This window comes from Paenibacillus sp. FSL K6-2859, assembly GCF_038008265.1.
In the GTDB taxonomy this organism is placed as follows: Bacteria; Bacillota; Bacilli; order Paenibacillales; family Paenibacillaceae; genus Paenibacillus_AQ; species Paenibacillus_AQ nitricinens.
Map to the genome: position 1 here is coordinate 2,359,322 of NZ_JBBOYU010000001.1, position 22,834 is coordinate 2,382,155.

Genomic DNA, 22,834 nt, shown 5'->3' on the forward strand with positions numbered 1-22,834 from the left:
AATCTCTGAATCTAACTTACACTGGTGAAAGCACAATCACCCGAATGACTCTCCATCCTGCGAACCTCCCAGTTAATTTTCACCTCATAGCTGCTTTCATTTCACGAGAATATAGTTCATATCTTGCCCCTATAGGAGGATGATACAATGATGAAATCATTCAAAATGGACTGGAAGGCAAATCTAAAAAATCCACAAACGATTATGGCTTTGTTTACTTATCGTTTTGGAAATTGGGTGTATTATCGGGTGAAAAGTGGCCTGATCCGCAAACCTTTGTGGCTCCTATACCGAATAATGGATGTGCTGTTTGTTCGAATTGTTGCCAGTGGAGAGCTTCATGCAGAAGCGCAAATTGGTGATGCGCTTCATTTACCGCATGGGTTAAATGGCATTATCATTAGTCCTAAAGCGGTGATTGGCAACAACGCTACTATTTTTCACCAAGTGACCATTGGGGGGAGAAATAACTTAGGGGAACCTGTGATTGGTGATAGAGCATTTATCGGAGTAGGTTCTAAGATACTTGGCCCGATTACGCTGGGGAATGATGTTAATATCGGAGCGATGTCAGTTGTGGTTAAGGATGTGCCGGATAATGCTTCGGCCGTAGGGATTCCTGCCAGAAATATTTTGCGAGATGAACCTAAACCTGAACATACAAGATAACGGCGGGATGTTCTAGTACATAGGGTATCGCTTTATTTTAATAAGTTACAGGGTATAATTAAAACATCCAAGAAATCTTGTAATAACCTTCTAGAGATCGGAGTAATGAAATGAAATATAGCAATTTAGAAGAGTGTGTAAATGATTTAGAGAAACATGGACATTTGGTTCGTATTCGTGAAGAAGTGGATCCCTATCTGGAGATGGCCGCAATTCACTTGAAGGTTTATGAAGCCGGTGGGCCTGCATTATTATTTGAAAATGTAAAAGGCTCGAAGTTTCGTGCGGTGTCTAACCTTTTTGGAACGATTGAGCGCAGTAAGTTTATCTTTCGGCGTACCTGGAACTCCACACATAACGTAATTGCACTTCGTAACGATCCTATGAAAGCACTCAAAAATCCTTTTAAATATGTAGGGACAGGACTATCCGCGAGAAAAGCATTGCCTATCAAAAAGCCAGGGGGTCTGCCAAGTGGTTTTCAGGAAATCAGTATTTCTGATCTTCCGCTGATCACACATTGGCCAGAGGATGGTGGCGCTTTTGTCACATTGCCGCAAGTGTATTCCGAAGATCCAGACAAGCCAGGCATTATGAATTCCAATCTGGGCATGTACCGCGTTCAGTTGAATGGCAATGATTATGAACTCAATAAAGAGGTTGGTATTCATTATCAGATTCATCGCGGTATCGGCGTTCACCAAGAAAGAGCCAATCGAAAGGGAGAACCCCTTAAAGTGAGCTGCTTCATCGGCGGACCTCCAGCGCATACGTTATCGGCTGTAATGCCTTTGCCAGAGGGAATGAGTGAGATGATCGTTGCAGGTTTACTTTCGGGACGTCATTTTAGCTATAGCTATGTAGATGGATATTGCATTAGTAATGATGCAGATTTTGTGATCACAGGGGAAATTCATCCTGGTGAGACGAAGCCGGAAGGGCCTTTTGGTGATCATTTAGGATATTACAGCTTAGTTCATCCTTTTCCAGTTATGAAAGTACATAAAGTGTACGCTAAAAAGAATGCCATCTTTCCATTTACGGTTGTCGGCAGACCACCACAAGAGGATACCGCTTTTGGTGAGTTAATTCACGAGTTGACGGGCGGAGCTATTCGACAAGAAATCCCGGGTGTCAAAGAAGTTCACGCCGTTGATGCTGCGGGAGTTCATCCCCTTTTATTTGCGATTGGCAGTGAACGTTATACGCCTTATCAGCAAGTGAAGCAGCCAGCAGAGATTCTTACCATTGCAAATCGGATTTTGGGTACAGGCCAGCTTAGTTTAGCTAAGTTTTTATTTATTACAGCCGAAGAACAACAGCCTATTAGTACACATGATGTTGAAGATTTCTTGACGTATATTCTGGAGCGAATTAATCTTCGAAGAGATATTCATTTCTATACGAATACAACGATTGATACCCTTGATTATTCCGGCACAGGATTAAACAGCGGGAGTAAGGTGATTTTCGCTGCAGTTGGGGAGAAGAAAAGAGAGCTAAGTACAGAGGTTCCTGGCATTTTTCAAGAACTACAAGGATTTGAACATGCGCGTATGGTGATGCCGGGTCTCGTGGCGCTTCAAGGCTCTAAATTCACTACTTACGCTGAAGCAGCGCAGGAAATGAACAAGCTTAGCGAAGCGATTCAAGAAGAGGGAGCACTCCCATCTTGTCCGATGATTATTGTGTGTGATGATAGCAAGTTCTTAAGTGATAGAATTGAGAATTTCCTATGGGCGACGTTCACGCGCAGCAATCCTTCTCATGATATATATGGCGTGAACAGTTCAACGGAGTATAAGCATTGGTCATGTGATAACGTGATTATTGATGCGCGTGTAAAACCTCATCAAGCGCCACCATTAATTCCAGATCAAGCGGTTCAAAAGCATATCGAACGATTATTTGCTCCGGGTGGCAGCTTAAACGGTAAGATCTAACCATAACTCAAAGACCTTCTTGGGAAACCAAGGGGTCTTTTTGCTGTTTTTTGAAATGATTTTACTCATATGAAATTAAAAATGTATAGGTGTATTCTGGGTTTTATGTCCCAGCTTGTCACGAAATCGTAGGATTTTATAACTAGAGGCGAGTGAATTGAACGGTTTAGTGTACGATAAACTCTGTTTTTTAAATGTTCATAGTGAAACTTAGGTGGTAGTATCGTGTTGGATATGAGTGCATCTGGAAATGATTATCCAGAAAAGTATCTGAGCAAGGAGGAGGGGATACGCGCACGAAGAGAACTTATATTTGAAGAACGAATGACAATGAAGCTTATTGTAAGCGTTTACTACAGCAGGGCCAGATGCGTACTAAGTTCTTTCAATCCTAAGAAAGCGGGTGAAGCACGGAAGATGAAGAGAAATAAAATGGGGAATAAAATACTTATTGTGTTATTGTCGTGGGTCTTCATTTGTTCATCTCTATTTCCCTCTACAACCTTTGGAGTGCAACCAGCCAGTGCGGATTCAGGTCCAATAACTTTGCGATATGATTTTGGAACGGCAACAAGTCCTGTAATGAGTAGTTATACAGCTGTGCATGAATCTAAGCTGTATACGAAGGAGCTAGGATATGGTCTAGATCAGGCGGTTGCCTCAAGAAATCGCTCGGGCGGAGATGAACTGACTAATGATTTTGTATTGGGATTGTCTTACGCCTTTCTAGTGGATCTTCCTAATGGGGATTACGATGTGACTGTATTCTCAGGAGATTTATTGGCAGGCACAAGTACAACTAAAACTACGATTACCTTAGAAGGTGTTACGGCTGGTTCAATAAGCAGCAAGCAGGCTGTAAATCAAGCCACCTACCGCACGGCTGTCCATGACGGTCAACTGACCGTTGGCATTACGGGTACAGGGGTTGGCGGGTATTTAAATGGACTTATGATTCAGCAAATCGTGCCGGGTCCGCTGCAGGCTCCTGAGAGCTTAGCGGTTACGAATCTCTCGCCCGCTGCGGTCTCCCTCGGGTGGAGCAGCGTGACAGAAGCAGTCTATTACAATATATATCGGACAGAGCTTCCTAGCGGGGCTATTCAATCGATTGGTCAAGTTCCTGCGACCAACTATGTGGATTCAGACGTAAATCAAGGCAGTGGCTACATTTATAATGTGTCTGCTGTTAAAGGCAGCGGTGAGGAGTCTGCTTTGAGTGCATCTGTGACAGTAGATAAAATTCCGGAGGCAGAGGTTCCGGCAGCACCAACGGGCCTTTCGATTGTCAGCGTAGGTGCGAGTTCTGTTCAGCTAAGTTGGAACAACGTGGCGGGAGCTACCCGTTATACAATCTTAAGATCTGATTCAGCAGATGGATCCTTCCAGGAGATTGGGCAGTCGGAAAAGACGACATTTACGGATGTAGCAGTAGATACCTCTAAGCGTCAATATTTTGGGGTAAAAGCTGCTAATGGCCAAGGACAATCCCAGTTATCTAACAAAGTGGAAAGTATGGTATACACGCCACCTGTAACATTGCCAGAAGGAAATGTATATTCCTTTGATTTTGGCCCAGGTGCTGCGGCGGAAGGTTATCTTAAGGTCGATGCGGGAGTATCTTATTCCTCTGCGGTTAAATATGGATTTACGGATATATCAAAGGTAACTGCTGTAGACCGGGGAACCTCTGATCCTTTACGATCGGATTTGGTGGTCCCTAAGGATACTGCCTTTAATGTAGATTTACCGAATGGTGACTATACTGTGTCACTTATCGCTGGAGATAGCGCCGGAGATACGGACATTGGCATCAAAGTAGAATCCATTCAAAAAGTTCAACAGACGAGCAAAACATCAGGTCAGTATTTGGAAATGAGCTTTGACATCGCTTTGGTGGATGGACAAATGAACTTGGCGTTCTCTGGCACTAAGCCTAATATCAATGCACTGGTGATTACTAAGCAGCCAGACCGTCCTGCTAATGAATTGCCTACAGTTTATATTGCGGGTGATTCAACTGTGCAGACTTATGATCCTTACTGGATACCACAGGCTGGCTGGGGACAAATGATTCCTGATTTCTTTAGTGAGGAAGTAACGTTTAAGAATCACGCTATAGGAGGCCGCAGCTCTAAGTCATTTATTGTAGAGGGGCGGCTGGATGAAGTACTGCGAAAGATACAGCCAGGTGATTATTTCCTTATCCAATTTGGTCACAATGACGCAACGATCAGCGTTCCTGATCGGTATGCCTCTCCAGCAGATTATAAAAATTATTTAAAAACGTATGTCGAGGGAGCCAGACAAAGAGGAGCGACTCCGATTCTGGTGACCCCGATGGGACGTAGAGATTATAATGCTGCCACGGAACAATTTAATGTGAGTTTCCCTGAATATGTGCAGGCGATGAAAGAGGTAGCGAATGAGCTGCATGTGGAATTGGTTGATCTTAGCGCGCTAAGTGTCGCTTATTACAACGCGATCGGTTTTGCAGCTACACGATCGGTGTTCCTTCACCTCGATGCAGGGATATATGGTGCTTTCCCGAATGGGTCGACAGACGATACTCACTTTCAAGAGTACGGAGCGATTCAAATGGCTCGTCTGCTGGCCAAAGGAATAGAGCAATTAAACATTCCGCTCTCCAGTTTTGTAGAGGACATTAAGCAGCCAGAAACAGTGCCTGCCAAGCCAAAAGGTCTTGTAGCGGGAAGTATCAGTAATGCAGGTGCAGTACTGAAATGGGATAATGTAGAGGGCGCTGATATTTATAAAATCTATCGTAAGCTGGCGTCAGAAGCTGAAACTGCTTACGTATTGGCGGGAACTGCCACTATTCCAGCTTTAACATTAAGCGGAATGGCGGAAGGTAACAGCTACTCCGTTCGAGTGACTGCAGTAAACGGATTAGGTGAGTCTGAGCCTTCAGATGAAGTTAAGCTGACTACGAAGTCCGCACAATATCGTTATGATTTTGGACCTGTTGGCTCACCCGTTGCCGCCGGTTATACGGAAGTGAACCGTAATGTACTTTATACAGCAGAACGTGGTTATGGCTTGTCCTCAAGTGAAGGTATGAGTGATCGAGATCGCGGTAGTGCGACTGATGCACTTCGTAGAGATTTCGTGATCTATTTTGGAGGCTCGTATGAATTTAAAGTGGATTTACCGAATGGTTATTATTCCGTTAAGACTTATACCGGAGATTGGATTGGTTCTACCAAGACGAACGTAGCGATTGAAGGCAAAGATTATGGAACAGTCTCCTCAGGTAAGGAAAATATTGCTGAGAAGCTGTATAACCAGATCGCTGTCAAAGACGGTCAGATGAATCTTGTTTTTAGCGGCACAACGGCTCATCTCAATGGACTTGAAATCACACCTCTATTATTAGCCCCAACGAATCTGAAACTAGGTAGTCTGGACTTAAACAATGAGCCTATCGCAGCTAATCTATCTTGGGATGGTATGGATAGTGCGCTGAGATACCGAGTTTATCGTCAAGCAACGGTTGCGAACAGTGCAGAGCTGCTGGGCGAGACAACAGAGCCGCTTTACACAGATACCACTGCGGATATCGGTATGGAATACATCTATACGGTAACTTCGGTAGATAGCACGGGACTGGAATCCGTAACATCTAATGCCTTAAAGGTATCTATGATTGATCCATCTGTAGCAAAAGCAGCCGTACCTAGTGGTCTAGCAGTACAGTCTACGAACAAAAATGATGTGACCTTTACATGGAATGAGGTATCGGATGCAAGGATGTTCAACATTTATCGTGCGAAATCCGCGGATGGTGAGTTCATTCTAATCGGCAAATCATTCGAAGCTTCATACACAGACACCACCATTCTAAGTACAATTCCTTACTATTACAAAGTTGCCTCGGTAAATGCAGGCGGTATCTCTGATCTTTCCGCTACGCTGGAAACCTCAGCGGTGACAACACTATATCGGAAGATGGAGGCGCTGGATCGTGCGCCTGTAGCGGTTAAGACAGATGAGGGCATTTATATCAGCTGGCGGATGTTAGGTCTGGACCCGGAATCGATCGGTTTCAATCTGTATCGCGGGGAAGAGAAGCTAAATGATTTGTTGATTACGCAAAGCACGAACTATCTCGATCCTTCCGGCACAGCTGATGCCAAATATAGAATCACATCGGTATACAATGGAATCGAAAAATCTGTTTCAGAAGAATTCAGCGTATGGCAGAAGCAGTACCTATCAGTTCCCTTGCAAAAACCAGCAGATGATTACACCAAAGACGGTCAGCCTTATACGTATAGTGCAGGGGATGCAAGTCTAGGGGATGTGGATGGTGATGGGGTCTACGAAATCATCATGTTATGGTCGCCTTCGAACAGCAAAGATAACTCCCAGGCAGGTTATACAGGACTAGTCTATATGGATGCTTATAAGCTAGATGGCACACGTTTATGGCGGATTAATTTAGGGCCTAATATTCGTGCTGGTGCGCATTATTCACCGTTCATGGTTTACGATTTGGACAGTGATGGGCGTGCTGAGATTATGATGAAGACAGCAGATGGTACGGTTGATGGTCAAGGTACTTTGATCGGTGATGCTAGTGCAGACTATCGCAACAGCTCGGGTTATGTGCTCCTCGGCAATGAGTATTTAACAGTGTTCGAAGGGGCAACAGGCCGGGCAATGGATACGGTTAGTTATGATCCGCCGCGTGGTGATGTGGGCGCTTGGGGCGATGCCTATGGTAATCGGGTGGACCGCTTTTTGGCAGCTATAGCTTACTTAGATGGTGAACAGCCAAGCGTGATTTTCAGTCGTGGTTATTACACTAGAACTGTACTTGCAGCGTATAACTATCGCGGAGGTAAGCTAGAGAAGGTATGGCGATTTGATAGTAATGAAGAAGGGTATGGCGATTACGCAGGGCAAGGGAACCATAATCTTTCAGTAGGAGATGTAGATGGTGACGGTAAGGACGAAATAACCTTCGGCGCGATGGCCATTGATGATGATGGATTGCCGCTGTACAATACAAAGCTTGGTCATGGGGATGCGATCCATTTCGGAGATCTTGATCCAACCAGACCGGGGCTGGAGGTCTTTGATGTACATGAGCATACCGATTCCAAGTATGGTATTGAAATGCGTGATGCAGCTACAGGGGAAACCTTATGGGGTGTGTTCACAGGAATTGATACTGGACGCGGAATGTCAGCAGATATTGACCCGCGTTATGCTGGGGAAGAGGTATGGGCTGCAACGATCACCAATGAAGTGCAGATCCCTGTTACAGGCGTATACAGTGCTCAGGGAGAGCTAATTACGAATAAGCTGCCTTCCTCTACGAATTTCGGCATTTGGTGGGATGGTGATCTTTTACGGGAATTGCTGGATTCTAATCGAGTGGATAAGTGGGATTACACCAACCAGACAACAGCTAATTTGTTGACGGCTACTGGAGCTTCTTCTAATAATGGCACTAAGGCGAACCCAAGCTTACAGGCGGATCTGTTCGGGGATTGGCGTGAAGAAGTGATCTGGCGCGCAACGGACAGTTCTGAATTAAGAATCTATACAACAACGGATATGACAGATTATCGTATTCGAACTTTGATGCATGATCCGATCTACCGACTGGGAGTGGTTTGGCAGAACGTGGGTTATAATCAACCTCCGCATCCTGGATTCTTTCTTGGCGAAGGCATGGAACAACCTGCGGCGCCAAAAATTCAATATGTTGGTTCACCGGGGGAAACAGAAGATACTACACCACCTGCAATTACGGGTTTACCTTCTACTCAAATGAGTGAATCGGAGGTTTTGAAAATACAGGTCGTAGCAGAAGATCCTGAATCGGGTGTTCGTAGTTTGGATATCACCTTTGATGGAAAAGAAGTTGCCTATGGTGATGAGATTGCCCTAACAGGACTTACGGGATCACATACGTTCCTCGCAACAGCTGTGAATAACGCTGGACTCTCGACGACAGAACAAGTAATTATAGTCGTAAATGGGTCGCAAAAGGCTACAGGAATTCCGGGGCAGCCGGTCCTATCCAATAACAATGGGCAGGATACAGGACTCTTGGATGGTGATTACAAAATCACAATGAACATGTGGTGGGGCAATAATGGTACGGTCTACAAGCTATATGAGAACGGTACTTTAATAGACACGCAAACCTTACGCGATGACTCCCCAACCGCACAGACCGCAGTGACTAGTGTTACTGGAAAAGAAAACGGTACCTACACCTACACGGCTGAGCTAACTAATTCATTTGGAACAACGGTATCTACTTCTCATATGGTTATTGTGAAGGATGCTGCACCAGGTAAGCCAGTGTTATCTAATGACAACTGGGATGGTGATGGAGAGTATAAAGTGACCATGAATCTATGGTGGGGGATGAACGGCAAAGTGTATCGCTTGTATGAGAATGGAGTGCTTATCGATACACAAACTTTAACAGCAAATACTCCGAATGCCCAAATGGCTTCTACTTCGATCACGAATCAATCTCCAGGTGTTTATGAATACCGTGTAGAACTGATGAATAATCAAGGCGTAAGTGAAAGTACAGTTATGAAAGTCACGGTAAAATAACTAAGCAATAGTTAAAAATGCGCCTACGTCGGTAATATCCGGCTAGGCGCTTTTTCGAGATTATCTAAGAATTAAAGGATTCTGCAAGACTATTTTCACTATCATCGTCATATGAATCTAAACAACGAATGATAGGGAGGATTGTAATCATGGAATTGACGGAGATTATCTCTAAGATTGTGGTAGTCATACATGTTATAGCGGCCATTGTGGGAATTGGACCAGCTTTTGTGCTGCCAATACTGACAAGCTCTGCCAAGACAGGTAGCCAGCTTCGTTTTGTATTTGGCATGATGAAGACAATAAACAGATTCCCTAAAACGGGTGGGATTACCCTGATCGTTACAGGCATTTTGTTAATGATCATTGATAAAATGGGCTTGTCGGTGTTGTGGATCAATCTTTCGTTATTATTTTTTATCGTGATAGAAGTCATTATTATTGGATTTGTTGAGCCTCGATTGAAAAAGCTGACCCAGCTCGTGATGGCGAGTGAAGGCGACGAAATCCCTGTAGGCTACAACGCCGCAATGAACAAGATCGCTCCGTTAGAAGCAGCTGTACATGTGCTCACTATCGTCATTATTATATTAATGGTAGTAAAGCCGGTATAAGATCGAAGCGCCTATTCTCAATGATCTCTTCATAATCGCGAATGAGTCCATCAAAAATGCTCTCCCACGAGCGGCCGAGCGCCAGCTGTCGCCCCTCATAACCCATAGCAGCCAGCTTTTGGGGTTGCTCTATACAGGCACAAATCTCACGAATAAAAGCAACAGGGGAACGAGGTGGGGCGATGATTCCGGTGCGGCCGGGTGTAACCAGATCCTTCACCCCGCCTTCATTTACGGCGAGGACAGGCAGTCCAGAGGCCATGGCTTCAAGGACAACATTACCGAAGGTTTCCGTACTGGAAGGGAAGACGAATAGATCAGCTGAGGCATACAATTGGGCAAGCTCTTCACCGTGTTTGTAGCCCGTAAACGTGACATTTTGCGGCGCCTGTGCCCGCATTTCTGATAATAAGGGACCGTCTCCAACAACTAACCAATGCACCTGAGCTTGCATAGACTCGGGGAATTGCTGCATGGCGAGAGCAAGGGTGTTGATATCTTTTTCAGGAGCAATCCTTCCCACATACAGAAGTAATATCGGCGCGGTAATTCCGTAACGATCACGGACCTGATGGCTGCGTTTTTTCGGAGTGTAGAGATTGCAGTCGATGCCTCTAGACCAAAGCTTCAAACGTTGAAAACCTTGAGCTTGGAGGGAATCAAGTGTCTCGTTGGAGGGCGCGAAGGTAGCATCGCAGGACCGATGAAACCACTTCATGTACTTCCAATAAAGAGGAACAATTTTTTTCATCCGATAATATTCAAGATAGCGGTCAAAATGGGTATGGTAGGAGGCGACATGAGGCAGGCCAAGCTTTCTCGCATAGCGAAGGCCGCATAGACCGATATTGAACGGAGTAGCCAAATGCAGCAGATCGGGTCGAAAAGCTTTTAGCTCTGACTGGATGGAGGACATATTCGGCAGCGCGAGTCTACATTCTGGGTATAAGAAAAAGGGGATACTGGTAATGGGACGTATGGGATCGGCATAACTGTCTTCAGGAGCAGATTTCGGCGAAAATAGCAGATGCTCGATACCCCGCCGGTTCAAATGAGTGGTTAAGCGCTGAAGCGTAAGTGAGACACCATTCGTTTGCGGAAGAAATGTGTCTGTAAATAAAGCAAGACGCATAGAACCCCTCCCAGGTACTCTTGATGTCTTGATCATAACAGCCTATTATTTCATGGAGGTCAAACGGATGTTAAACAGAATATAAAAATCCACTGTACAAGGTAATGAGGTGTACCGTGGATTTTTTTTGTATGAGATCTTATATTTACACGTCTTCATATATCCGCTGTAAAAAAGCGATGCTTTCTCTTAGATGCGATTCAGGAGTGCTCTCTAAAATGCCCTGAATATGCGGACGCTCGTACTTCATATAACGAAGAATCGGCTCAAACTCAAGCCAGCCCTGACCTACAGGAACAATTTTGATGGCTCCATCTTGCACGATAAAATCTTTTAAATGAATGATGGCTATTCGATTTCCTAAGAGCTTCAAAGCCTCCATAATAATAGCTTCCTGATGTAAGTAATTTGTAGGTGACATTAGATTTGCGCAATCCAATATGACCTGAAGATTATTAGAAGGAATCTCATCCAGCAGTCGGCGAGTTAAGGAAGCGGAATAAAGCGGATGATGAAGTCCTGCTTCAATACCTACCGTCACACCAAAACGTTCGGCCTCTGCAACCATTACCTTTACCGAAGTAACGACCTCCTGAAAAGCCTGTTCTGTAAAATTAGCTGTGGTATAGCCCCGGCCTACACTTCCGGTCTCTGTTCCTACCAGGCTAGCGCCGAAATCCCTGGCCAAGCGAAGATGCGTATTGAATTCGGCTAACGCTTGTGCCCGTTTGAATGGATCAGTGTCTATAATATTAACGTAACAGCCAAGCACCGCCATCTGAATACCAGCCTGTCTAAAGGCATTTCCGTAATAACTAGCTGTTCCAGGGCTAATAGCAGTCAGACTCGGAGTACTGTCAGGAAAAGACTTTTTAAGTGCAAACTGAATATGAGCGAAATTATAAAACTGAATCTTTTCAATTAAATCCTTCAATGGAACTTGTGTGAAATCATGTGCTCGAACACCCAGATGCAGGGGAATGCCCATGTGATGTGATCACTCCTTTTATTAGTTGTTGTAAGTCTGTTAATGGTAAGGCAGGAGATTGTTCAATAGCCTGAACCACAAGTCTGGCGATGTGCTGAGCACCTTGATCAGAGAAATGAGTATCATCCATAACTCCATTTGGGTAATTCGGATGTGCTTTTTCAGGCAAATGCATGAATAATTTCTTGGATTCTTCTTCGCCTAATGAATGATAGAGCACTTGCGAAGCTGCGAAAATATCAAGCAGCGGTGTATGCGTTTCTTCAGCTACCTGCTTCATAGCCTCGGGATAAGCGCCTACAGCAAGCGGGTCAAGCTCTCCATCGGAGTTGAAGCGGCGGCGACTTACAGAGGTTAGTAGAACCGGAGTCCCACCTAATTGCCGAGCAGCTTCAATATATTGAATTAGGTTGCGGCGATATTCAGTGTCGGGATCAGTGTAGCGCAAAGGATCTTCTTTTTTCTCATCGTTGTGTCCAAATTGAATGAAGAGGTAGTCACCGGCTTTGAAGTCTTTAAGGATGGCATCCAGGCGACCATCAGTTATAAAAGATTTAGTACTGCGGCCATTGATGGCGCGATTATCGATTCGAACAGAAGTCCCAAAATAGCCTTGCAGGTATTCTCCCCAGCCAGTCATAGGTTTCTCTCCAGCACCTTTGATAGCCGCAGTGGAATCCCCTGCGATAAATAATGTGGGTGTCATAAGTATACTCCGTGCCTCCTTAAAAGGTTATATGCACACGTTAACATATTTTGAGAAAAAAAGAGAGACTCTTTTTTTGGATTCCACCTGAACCATATTCATCTCTTTTTACATTGATTCGTCGAAGGTGGATTTAAGTTTTGTGCCAGCGTTGTGATCCCGGTATTGTCCGGGTGTCATGCCTTCCTGCTTTCGGAAAGAGCGAATGAAGTTCTGAGAGTTGTTATATCTTAATTTGGCTGCAATATCTTTAATGGGCATATCAGTTTCCTTCAGCCATTTTTTCGCCATTTTAAATCGGTACATCGTTAAATATTCACTGAAATAGTACTGGGTCTCCTTGCGGAAGACACTGCTGATATAGTTGGCATTATAATGCAGACGTGAAGCACATTCTTCTAAAGTAAGATCTGTATCGTAATCATGTTGTATCAAATCAATGATCTTCTCGGAGATGTTGTGATATTGAGCATTTTGTCTGCTGTTAAAAATCTTGATCATCGGATAAATGACCATGCTCCAGAACCAATCTTCAATTTCCGTTACAGTATGAAGGTCATGCAGCTCCTCAAATATGGAACCATTGGCATGATAAATCTGATTTAAGCTAATACCGGATTCCTGCATCATAATGAGTAAATTATTTAGTAAGCGCGTCAACGGAATCTGGTATTCCTGTGGTGAAAGCTCATGAGCAAAGATAGATTTGAAGAGCAAATGAATGAGTTCCTTTGCTTTATCTGTTTCAGCTAATTTGATAGCGTCCAGTAAGTCATTTTCTTTATGAGTAGGGTAGTTCAAATTCAGATAGTGCTTGCCAGAGTTAATATTTTCATACTGGATAATGACACCTTTACCAAGTTTGATCCGGTGCTTCAGTGCTTCGAGTCCCTCTCTGTAAGCCGTGGATAATTTGTCAAAGGTGTTGAAGGGGAGGCTTAGACCGATGCTCACCTGAAGCTTTAGGTAGTTGTTTATCTCCTGCTGCAGCTTCTCAGTTAACGAATATAATGTCTTGTGAAAAGACTCGGTATCACTGTCTGGACTCCCTAATAAGACGACAACTGCATGATCCATAATTACAGGAGCCAGTCGTTGTTCAGGGCAGACTAACTCTTCAATTATATTGTGGGCAGCGAATAATAAGAGATTAAGATCTTTTTTCTCATAGCTGGAATCATCGGCAAAATCGATCGACAACGTAATCACAGCCATCGTCTTCCATTCTTCAAGCTGCTTATGATAGCCGAATTGTTCCAGTTCTTCAAGCAGATCACGCTTCTTGACGTTGCCATGGAAAGCATTGATTAGGAAGAAGGTACGAACCTGTTGGATATGCTGACGGACTTCTTTTTCCAGCTGTGATTTGGATTGGAATAAAGAATGAACTTGTTCTCCGATAATCTGAAACTCATTCGTATGTCTGGATTTGATGTCGGGTTTGCGTTGGCCCATTTGATTGAGCAGTCTTTCAATGGGGGTGTACATCCGTCTTGATCCGATCCATGCCAAGAGAATAGACAATAGAAGCATAAAGGTACACACGAATATCGTAAACAGGCTAATTTTTTTGGATTCTTTCGTTAAACTTTCCATGGATGTGACCGAAAGATAGACCCAGCCATTCATCTGAGAGCGCATGTAAGTGACAGAGTAATCCTTCTTGTGGATCATGGTCTTAAACTGACCTGAAAGTTTAGATGGATTAGAAATGAAAGAATCTTCAGTGAATCCGCCTTCTTTCATTGGTTTTCCGATCAAGTTGCGATCCGGATGGAGCAGGAATCGACCTGTCTTATCCAGAACGATAATATCGTCGAGGAGCTGTACATCCGAGTTAATGAAATCCTGAAGACTGCAGACAGGAATATTAGCTAAGGCGAGCCCATATTTTTGCAGCTTATTGGTTGGGAGTTTCTTGATGAGACTAATGCTGTAGTTACAGCCTGTGACGTTAATGCTTTCCTCACTGTAAAATATGGAGGACGGGTTCAGGATCCAAGAGGTATCTTCGGCAATATTCATTAAGTTTGTGAGCTGCGCATGGTCCTTGTACTCATTTAAGCGATAAACACCAGAATTTTTGATCATCCAATTTTGCTGCTGATTTAATAAGATGACATCTTCCAGCTTCGTATCGAAGGACTGCATATTGCGAATTTCGTTTCTTAAATCATTGTATAAAATGAAATCGGTTTCATTTAAAGGGTTGTTTAGTGCTTTTTTTAATACACTAGAGTTGATCACTTGGTTTAATGTTTGATTGACAGTTGTTAACTTATGTTCTACATTTGAGGTGATTTGTAAGATTAATTCCATTTTGCTGTTGTTAACGTTTTTTTGAATTTCTTTTGACGATGTGAAGTATGAAAAAGAACCGATGAACAACACAGGCAGTGTGCTAATTACAAAGGCAAACATCGTTAGCTTACTTAGAAAGCTTAATGGTCTCACTGGACTCAGCACCTTTACTTATGAAGAAGTAGACACTTGATCTAAGTGTATGTAATTTGGTAGGAAATAACAATAATCATCTTGTTCTGTGATAATCATTAGCTCTAATTATGCTTATAAATTGTAAAATTTTCAAGATATAGAGTGATAATCCTTACAATACCTAGGAGGCCACAGAAATGTCTAAAGTATCTATGGGTAAAAGGGCAACGCTGTATTTCTGCTTATTTACCATGCTCGTCTTTTCTTTTTTAAGCGCTTGCAACGATAAAGAGTCTACCGGATCCGGTCAAGATGCGGCTCGGCCGAGTATCTCAATTTTGGCACCTCTTCATTTTCCACAACAGCCTTCGAAAGAGATTATGGCGGAGATTGAAAAATTGACAGGCGTGAAGCTCGATATAAGATGGGTTCCAGAGGGGGTCTACACGGATAAGATGAATACTGCTTTGACGACTAATTCCCTCGGAAAGGTCACATTTGTAAAATTTTCAGACTATAATCTGGTGAAAAATGCTATTCGTTCGGATGCCTTTTGGGAGATTGGACCTTATCTTCAGGAGTTCTCCAATCTTAAACAACTGAACCCCGCCATTCTTAAGCAGACTTCTGTAGATAGTAAGATCTATGGCCTATATACGGAACGCCCCTCTTCCAGACAGGGAGTCATTATTCGTAAGGATTGGCTCGACAATCTCCATTTAAATAATCCACAAACACTGGATGAACTGTATGAGGTCATGAGGCAATTTACATACAACGATCCAGATCAGAATGGCAAACAGGATACCCTTGGACTAGTCGATCGAAATGATCTTGTGTATGGGGTATTCAAGACGTTAAGTTCGTATTTTGGTACACCGAATAATTGGAAACTAGAGAACCATCAATTCGTTCCTGAATTTGTGACCGCTCAGTATAAGAACACCATGAATTTCATGAAGAAATTATATGATGAGAAAATCATAAATCAGGATTTTGCCCTAACGAGCAAAGAAGTGCAACGTGATAAGTTCATAAATGGCATTGCTGGCGTATTTATTGGCAGTATGACAGATGTTCAGCGGCTTTCTATTGAAGCTCAGAATTTGAATCCGAAAGCAGAACTTACGTTAATCAATCGGATCAAAGGGCCTGAAGGATATAAAGTGTGGTCGATTCCCAATTATAACGGACTCTATCTCTTTTCCAAAAAAGCCATTGCGACGGAGGATGAACTCCGCCAGGTACTCGAATTCTTTGATCGAACCATGGATAAAGATGTAGCGAATATAATGATGTATGGGTTTGAAGGACGCCATTATAAGCTTGAGGAGGGAAAAATCATTCTTCCCGAGGAGACCTCAGAGCTGCGGGTGAAGGAAGTGAATCCGTTATATTCTTTGATGATTGCAGACATTAGTAATAAGAACATTATGGAGGTGGCTCAGAAGGAGCAATTGACCTCACTTGCGGATCAGCTAAGTAAAGATAATGAATCTTTTTTGGTCGACGATCCGACTGTTTCTCTAAGTTCATCTACCTATGATGAGAAGAATGTAGAATTGTCTACCATTATTGTAGATGCTACGTACAATTACATATTAGGCAATATAACCGCTGAGGGATTTCAGAAGGAAGTTGAGAAGTGGAGAGCTAGCGGAGGAGATCTGATTATTAAGGAATATGGTGAGGCTGAGCTTGGGATAGAAAAATAAATGGGTTAGTTTGATCCACTGCGGATGACGCGGTGGATTTTTTTGTGTTATCACCATAATCATTTGCTCAGATCCCTTTAAGAACAGGGCTTTATGGGGAAATGATTGTTTTCGTAACCTTGCGGGCGATGTAACGTGTAACTCGTAACCAATACAAATTATGGAGGTCAAAATGGTATGAAGAAGAAATCCTTCACCATGTTGTTGACAGCACTGTTAGCGTTCAGCACATTGTTAGCTGGATGTGGTGGTAACAACAATCAAGCAAGTTCTGAAACTGCAAGTGGTGAGAGCACTGCTAAGCCGGTTGAGACAGAAGTACCTAAAGAAGAAGTGAAAGCAGGACCGACAGAAATTAAGATTATGCTTCCATTAAATACTACAGAAACACCACCCGACAGAATAAAAATTGAGCTTGAAAAATTGACTAATACCAAGTTAACTTATCAATTCTATCCGGCAGATACGTATGAAGAAAAGCTGAATTCATCCTTTGCTACGGGTTCACTGCCACAAGTAACCTATTTGAAGAATCAAACCACCTTTATTCAAATGAAAGACGCGATTAAAGACGGTCAGTTCTGGGAAATAGGTCCTCTTTTAAGCGAGTTCCCTAATTTGAGTAAATTGAAACCGGAAATTCTGAATAACACGAAAGTGGATGGCAAGCTGTACACCTTGTATATCGGCCGCCCACTAGCACGCCAAGGGATCATTTACCGTAAGGACTGGGCAGATAAGCTGGGACTTAAAGCACCGGCTAATGTAGATGAATTACTGGCTATGGCTAAAGCATTCACAGAACAAGATCCAGATGGTAATGGCAAGAAGGACACCACTGGTATTATTGACCGGAATGAATTAACCTACGGTGCTTTCAAAACAGTATCCTCCTGGTTTGGTACACCGAACACATGGGGCGAAGTGGATGGCAAATTAGCACCTGACTTTACGTTCCCGCAGTATATCGATACGATGGATTTTTTTAAAAAAGTACGTGATGGCGGCTACATGAACCAAGATTTCGCGGCTACAAGTAAAACAGATGCGGTGAATATGTTCACCAGTGGTAAAGGCGGCCTTTATATCGGGGGCTCCATGCAGGATATCGATTCTCTGAATAAAGATACTATCAAGAATTTCCCGGATGCAGTTCTGGACACACATAGTATGGTTGCAGGACCGGATGGAAAGTTTGCGCAATGGATGATTCCTGGGTATAACAACGTCGTCTTGTTCCCTAAATCTGCTGTAAAAGATGAAGCAGAGCTGAAGAAGATTCTTGCTTTCTTTGATCAGATGATGACCCCTGAAGTTGCAAACTTGATGTATTGGGGCATTGAAGGCGTTCATTATACCGTTGAAGACGGTAAAGCGAAGCCTGGCGATGATAAAGAGCTGATTGAGCGTGAGGTAAAGGGCTTTAAGGATAGTGTTATTGGAGAATATGAAACGAATGGCATGTACCAAAGCTATAACGTGCTGCCAGGTCGAATCCACGCCGAAGAATTAGTTCTTGAGAATGTGAAGGTGGGTGTACCTGACCCAACTGCTGCTATGGACTCTCCTACTTATACAGAAAAAGGTGTTGAACTCCAACAAATCATTACCGATGCGACCTACAAGTATATCTATGGACAGATCGATAAGGCTGGATTTGAGAAAGAAGTTGAGAATTGGAAGAGCCGTGGCGGAGCTAAAATCATTGAAGAGTATAACGCATTGTACAAGAAATAGATTCTCGCAGAAAAAGGTTGTTGATCCTGTTTCAACAACCTTTTTTTAAACTCATGGTGAAATAAAAAGTTTGAATAAAGAAGGAGAAAGGAAGAGAACCATGCAGGAACTCACCGCACAGCCAGCCCCACAACCAAAGCGTATATATAAGAGTAACAGTGAACTAAAAAAGCGGCTGTGGAGAAATAAATGGCTCTATGTCATGCTAACGCCGGGTGTACTGTACTTTATTATCTTTAAATATTTACCTATGTATGGATTAATTATCGCCTTTCAAGATTACAAGCCCTACCAAGGAATCACGGGCAGCAATTGGGTAGGGATGAAGCATTTTAGCAGGTTGTTCACAGAACCGGACTTCTTAAATATTTTAGTGAACACACTGATCCTGTTTGGATTGAATATTCTTATTTATTTTCCAATACCGATTATATTAGCCCTGATGCTGAATGAGCTTCGAGGTACATTTTTCAAAAGAACGTTTCAGACCCTATTCTATTTACCCCATTTTATGTCGTGGGTTATCGTCGTCTCCATCTCCTTCGTTATGGTTACGATGGACGGAGGCATTGTCAACGAACTGCTGGCTTATTTTGGCTTTGAAAAAATCAACTTCCTGCTTAACCCAAGCTGGTTCAGACCGATGTACATTATTCAGGTCATTTGGAGAGAAGCGGGCTGGGGAACGATTATTTATTTGGCTGCTATTGCTGCAATTGATCCAGGACTATATGAAGCAGCACGTATGGATGGAGCTGGCCGGCTCAGACAAGTCTGGCATATTACACTTCCAGCGATTCGAGGCGTAATTATCACCTTGTTTATTTTGAAAATCGGTTCCGTTCTGGATCTTGGATTTGAACATGTCTATCTGCTGCTTAACTCCATGAATCGAGAGGTCGCGGAAATTATTGATACGTATGTATACACCGCAGGGCTAAGACAAGGACAGTTTAGTTACAGCACAGCCATTGGATTCTTTAAATCTATTGTTGGTTTGATCATGGTCATGACGGTGAATAAAATCTCCAAGAAAATGGGAGAAGAAGGCGTTTATTGATACGTTGTAGGAGGAATCGAAATGGTAGAGGATAAAACAATCGGTGGTAGAATTTTTGCAGCAATAAATTTTACGCTGTTAGCCATTATTGCTTTGGTGACGGTGCTCCCTTTTGTGCACGTTGTAGCAGGATCTTTCACAACTAGTGCCGAGATTGCAGCGAATAAATTTGTGCTAATTCCAAAAGTATGGAGTCTCGAAGCGTACAAGTTCATTTTTTCTACGAACACATTATTTAAAGCGATGGGAGTTTCCATCGGGGTCACAGTAATCGGAACAATCTTCAGTATGTTTATTACCTCTCTGATGGCTTACGCGCTGGCTAGAAAAGATCTGGATGGACGTAAGGTGGTTAACTTCCTGGTCGTATTCACGATGCTATTTCATGGAGGAATGATTCCAACGTTCTTGGTAGTAAAGGAATTAGGTCTTATCGACTCTTATGCAGCACTCATTCTACCTTCAGCCATTAGTGCTTTTAACATGATTATCTTAAAGAACTTTTTTCAAAATATCCCTGAGGGCTTGGAGGAATCCGCAAAAATCGATGGCTGCAACGACTTCGGCATTTTGTTCCGGATTGTCCTGCCCTTATCCCTGCCAGCCTTAGCGACTATTGGATTGTTCTATTCGGTTACGTATTGGAATACGTACATGAGCGCTATTCTGTATCTGGATGATAGTGCGAAATGGCCAATTCAAGTGCTGCTCAGACAAATCGTTGTCCTTGCAAGTGGTATGGACCATAGTGCTACGCTTGATGCAACCGTTCCACCACCGGATCAAACGATTAAGATGGCTGTCATCGTGGTAGCTACCCTGCCCATTCTCATGGTGTATCCGTTCCTGCAGAAGCATTTTGCCAAAGGTGCCATGTTAGGTTCTATGAAGGGCTAATAAGAGGAAGAGAGAGATTATTCTTTGGAAGGAGCTTGGAGATGACTGGCAGGTTACCAACAACACCAATGGATTGGGCAAAAAAGGCATGCGATTCTTTAATGGATACTTATAGAGCGGGAGAGCTTCCTCCAGCACATCGTTGGCATTACCATCAAGGTGTATTTCTGTGTGGTATGGAGCTTATGTGGAAGGCTGATCAAGAAGACCGCTATATTAACTATATTCAGGAATACGTGGATGATTTGGTAGATGAATATGGTAACTTTTATTTCGCCCGCGATGAGCTGGATGCTGTTCAAGCTGGACAACTGCTGTTTAATCTTCATAAACGGACAGGTAAACTCAAGTATCACATTGCTGCGGAGAAGCTGAAGAATTTATTGCTTACGTTAAACAAAACCTCTGAAGGTGGGTATTGGCATAAGGATAAATATGCTAACCAAATGTGGTTAGATGGGCTTTATATGGCAGGCGTATTCTCGTTAAAATATGCGAATGTCTATGGTGATCCTAGCTTGCGTGATACGGTTCTCCATCAAGAGATGTTAATGCGTAAGTATATGAAAGATGAGACAACCGGGTTATTGTATCATGCTTGGGACGAGAGCCGCCGGATGCCATGGTCAAACCCGGAGACAGGGTGCTCACCGGAATTCTGGAGCAGATCGCTGGGCTGGTATGGTCTCGCCTTATCACAATTTCTTGATCTGTTGGCCGTCCAAGATCCAGCACGAGCTGAATTATCTTCTACTTTACGAGAATTCGTAGATGCCCTTATTCGTTATCAAGATCCGGTAAGTGGGCTTTGGTATCAGGTCGTAGATAAGGGGCATGAGCCGGATAATTGGCTGGAGAGCTCAGGTTCATGTTTATTCGTCTACACAATTGCCAAAGCAGTGAAGCATGGCGTTGTAAGCGATGTGGAAGTTGCTACAGCCGCGGCTAGAAAAGGTTATGAAGGGTTAATCCGAACCATTCAGTGGGATGAGCAGGATAGATTAATCTTGCCAGACATTTGTATTGGTACTTCGGCCGGGGATTACGAGAGTTACGTCACGCGGCCTAAAGTTAAAAATGATTTACATGGCGTAGGCGCGTTGGTGATGGCTTGTGTTGAGATGGAGAGCTTAATCCAAGAGTGATTCATGTGTATCCTTAAATTTAATGATATTCAGGGGGTTGGGATGAAGAGATCACATTGGGCAATCCGTACAGCTGACTCTATCATGGCAAGGACACCAAAGCTCTATGAAGATAAAGGCTACAACGGAAGCTGGACCTATGACTATGGTGTCATATTGAATGGATTTGAATGGCTGTGGAAGTTAACCGGGGATGCGAAGTATCTGCAATTCATTCAAGGTCAGCTGGATTACTTTATTCAGGAGGATGGCAGCGTTAAGGGCTATCATTTGGATGAGTACAATATCGATCACATCAATAACGGGAAATTATTATTTACGCTATATAAAGAAACCAAGCAGGAAAAATATAAACAAGCGGCTGCTTTATTTAGAAAGCAACTAGAGACACATCCGCGAACCTTGGAAGGTGCTTTTTGGCATAAAAATATTTATCCCTATCAAATTTGGTTAGATGGTCTTTATATGGGTGCGCCTTTCTATTTAGCCTACTTGCAAGCTTTTGAAGAAGGGCAGGGGCTTGAAGACGTGACGAAACAGTTTATCTTGTGTGAGAAGCATACGAAGGATTGGGAAACAGGCCTGCTATACCATGCATGGGATGAACAGCGTATTCAGCCTTGGTGTGACCCCGAAACAGGCTGCTCCCCTAACTTTTGGGCGCGATCACTGGGTTGGTATCTTATGGCTCTAGTAGATGTTCTAGAATTATTGCCGAGTGGGCACTCCGATTATCCAGAGCTGGTGCGTATTCTAAACGATACTTTATCTGCTGTGAAGAAATATCAGGATACTGAGTCCGGAGTCTGGTATCAAGTGATGAATCTGGGAGAACGCAAAGGGAACTATCTAGAGGCTTCCGCCTCCAGTATGATAGTGTACGCTATGGCAAAAGGTATTCGATTAGGCGTATTAGAGGCTAGTTGGTACGAACCGTTAGATTACGCCTTCCAAGGACTTATCGCCGAATTTGTACTCGAAACCAAAGAAGGCTGGGTCAATCTAAATAAGAATTGCCAAGTAGCAGGGTTAGGTGGAGCAGATCAACGCGACGGCACTTTTGCTTATTACATTAGCGAGCCTATTGTCACTAACGACCAAAAGGGTGTCGGTGCTTTCTTGCAAGCTTGTGTGGAGTACGAGCAATTAAGAGGCTGGATCTGATATAGAATAGGAGGGCTATAAA

The 22,834-nt window shown here is 43.3% G+C and carries 14 protein-coding genes; 10 read left to right on the plus strand and 4 right to left on the minus strand.

Annotation, left to right across the window (positions count from 1 at the left end; all coding sequences use genetic code 11):
* The first annotated feature begins 147 nt into the window (after positions 1 to 147).
* The 4 genes from MHB64_RS10210 (at position 148) to MHB64_RS10225 (ending at position 9,832) form a co-directional block, all read left to right on the plus strand.
* Entirely contained in the window at positions 148 to 669 is a 522-nt protein-coding gene (locus MHB64_RS10210) for a serine O-acetyltransferase (RefSeq protein ID WP_094870953.1), read from the plus strand.
* A gap of 110 nt (positions 670 to 779) precedes the next feature.
* Entirely contained in the window at positions 780 to 2,612 is a 1,833-nt protein-coding gene (locus MHB64_RS10215) for a UbiD family decarboxylase (RefSeq protein WP_341134343.1), read from the plus strand.
* A gap of 234 nt (positions 2,613 to 2,846) precedes the next feature.
* Positions 2,847 to 9,218: a rhamnogalacturonan lyase family protein gene (locus MHB64_RS10220; protein ID WP_341136066.1), complete on the plus strand. Its 6,372-nt coding sequence runs from the start codon at positions 2,847 to 2,849 to the stop codon at positions 9,216 to 9,218.
* A 149-nt stretch (positions 9,219 to 9,367) separates the two neighbouring features.
* Positions 9,368 to 9,832, plus strand: coding sequence for a DUF2269 family protein (locus MHB64_RS10225; protein ID WP_179283714.1), 465 nt, complete (start codon positions 9,368 to 9,370; stop codon positions 9,830 to 9,832).
* On the opposite strand, the gene MHB64_RS10230 is transcribed toward MHB64_RS10225, so the two are convergent.
* The 4 genes from MHB64_RS10230 to MHB64_RS10245 all read right to left on the minus strand — a co-directional run bounded on the left by MHB64_RS10230 (position 9,804) and on the right by MHB64_RS10245 (position 15,112).
* Positions 9,804 to 10,964, minus strand: coding sequence for a glycosyltransferase family 4 protein (locus tag MHB64_RS10230; RefSeq protein WP_094870947.1), 1,161 nt, complete (start codon positions 10,962 to 10,964; stop codon positions 9,804 to 9,806). The genes MHB64_RS10225 and MHB64_RS10230 overlap by 29 nt on opposite strands.
* A gap of 145 nt (positions 10,965 to 11,109) precedes the next feature.
* Positions 11,110 to 11,952, minus strand: coding sequence for a sugar phosphate isomerase/epimerase family protein (locus MHB64_RS10235; RefSeq protein ID WP_280786944.1), 843 nt, complete (start codon positions 11,950 to 11,952; stop codon positions 11,110 to 11,112).
* Positions 11,915 to 12,658 (minus strand): rhamnogalacturonan acetylesterase, encoded by a 744-nt coding sequence (locus MHB64_RS10240; RefSeq protein ID WP_094870943.1) that lies wholly within the window; start codon positions 12,656 to 12,658, stop codon positions 11,915 to 11,917. The genes MHB64_RS10235 and MHB64_RS10240 overlap by 38 nt, the downstream gene beginning before the upstream one ends.
* A gap of 108 nt (positions 12,659 to 12,766) precedes the next feature.
* Positions 12,767 to 15,112, minus strand: coding sequence for a helix-turn-helix domain-containing protein (locus MHB64_RS10245; protein WP_341134344.1), 2,346 nt, complete (start codon positions 15,110 to 15,112; stop codon positions 12,767 to 12,769).
* Positions 15,113 to 15,291: 179 nt separating this feature from the next.
* Between MHB64_RS10245 and MHB64_RS10250 the strand changes: the two genes are divergently transcribed.
* The 6 genes from MHB64_RS10250 to MHB64_RS10275 all read left to right on the plus strand — a co-directional run bounded on the left by MHB64_RS10250 (position 15,292) and on the right by MHB64_RS10275 (position 22,812).
* On the plus strand, positions 15,292 to 16,809 hold the full coding sequence (locus MHB64_RS10250; protein WP_341134345.1) for an extracellular solute-binding protein: 1,518 nt from the start codon (positions 15,292 to 15,294) through the stop codon (positions 16,807 to 16,809).
* Between the two features lie 177 nt (positions 16,810 to 16,986).
* Positions 16,987 to 18,546 carry an extracellular solute-binding protein gene (locus tag MHB64_RS10255; protein WP_341134346.1) on the plus strand — a complete coding sequence of 520 codons (1,560 nt, stop codon included), beginning with the start codon at positions 16,987 to 16,989 and terminating at the stop codon, positions 18,544 to 18,546.
* Positions 18,547 to 18,646: 100 nt separating this feature from the next.
* Entirely contained in the window at positions 18,647 to 19,606 is a 960-nt protein-coding gene (locus MHB64_RS10260) for an ABC transporter permease (RefSeq protein ID WP_094870938.1), read from the plus strand.
* Positions 19,607 to 19,627: 21 nt separating this feature from the next.
* Positions 19,628 to 20,503, plus strand: coding sequence for a carbohydrate ABC transporter permease (locus MHB64_RS10265; protein ID WP_094870936.1), 876 nt, complete (start codon positions 19,628 to 19,630; stop codon positions 20,501 to 20,503).
* Between the two features lie 41 nt (positions 20,504 to 20,544).
* Positions 20,545 to 21,648: a glycoside hydrolase family 88/105 protein gene (locus tag MHB64_RS10270; RefSeq protein WP_341134347.1), complete on the plus strand. Its 1,104-nt coding sequence runs from the start codon at positions 20,545 to 20,547 to the stop codon at positions 21,646 to 21,648.
* Positions 21,649 to 21,690: 42 nt separating this feature from the next.
* A complete protein-coding gene (locus MHB64_RS10275; RefSeq protein ID WP_341134348.1) occupies positions 21,691 to 22,812 on the plus strand; it encodes a glycoside hydrolase family 88/105 protein in 1,122 nt (373 codons plus the stop codon).
* The last annotated feature ends 22 nt before the right edge of the window (positions 22,813 to 22,834 follow it).

Bases quoted from the DNA above. Each gene is read 5' to 3' on its own strand.
- MHB64_RS10255 (WP_341134346.1), top strand. From the start codon at position 16,987: ATGAAGAAGAAATCCTTCACCATGTTGTTGACAGCACTGTTAGCGTTC.
- MHB64_RS10240 (WP_094870943.1), bottom strand. From the start codon at position 12,658: ATGACACCCACATTATTTATCGCAGGGGATTCCACTGCGGCTATCAAA.
- MHB64_RS10225 (WP_179283714.1), top strand. From the start codon at position 9,368: ATGGAATTGACGGAGATTATCTCTAAGATTGTGGTAGTCATACATGTT.
- MHB64_RS10215 (WP_341134343.1), top strand. From the start codon at position 780: ATGAAATATAGCAATTTAGAAGAGTGTGTAAATGATTTAGAGAAACAT.
- MHB64_RS10235 (WP_280786944.1), bottom strand. From the start codon at position 11,952: ATGGGCATTCCCCTGCATCTGGGTGTTCGAGCACATGATTTCACACAA.
- MHB64_RS10260 (WP_094870938.1), top strand. From the start codon at position 18,647: ATGCAGGAACTCACCGCACAGCCAGCCCCACAACCAAAGCGTATATAT.
- MHB64_RS10250 (WP_341134345.1), top strand. From the start codon at position 15,292: ATGTCTAAAGTATCTATGGGTAAAAGGGCAACGCTGTATTTCTGCTTA.
- MHB64_RS10230 (WP_094870947.1), bottom strand. From the start codon at position 10,964: ATGCGTCTTGCTTTATTTACAGACACATTTCTTCCGCAAACGAATGGT.
- MHB64_RS10270 (WP_341134347.1), top strand. From the start codon at position 20,545: ATGACTGGCAGGTTACCAACAACACCAATGGATTGGGCAAAAAAGGCA.
- MHB64_RS10210 (WP_094870953.1), top strand. From the start codon at position 148: ATGATGAAATCATTCAAAATGGACTGGAAGGCAAATCTAAAAAATCCA.
- MHB64_RS10265 (WP_094870936.1), top strand. From the start codon at position 19,628: ATGGTAGAGGATAAAACAATCGGTGGTAGAATTTTTGCAGCAATAAAT.
- MHB64_RS10275 (WP_341134348.1), top strand. From the start codon at position 21,691: ATGAAGAGATCACATTGGGCAATCCGTACAGCTGACTCTATCATGGCA.
- MHB64_RS10220 (WP_341136066.1), top strand. From the start codon at position 2,847: ATGAGTGCATCTGGAAATGATTATCCAGAAAAGTATCTGAGCAAGGAG.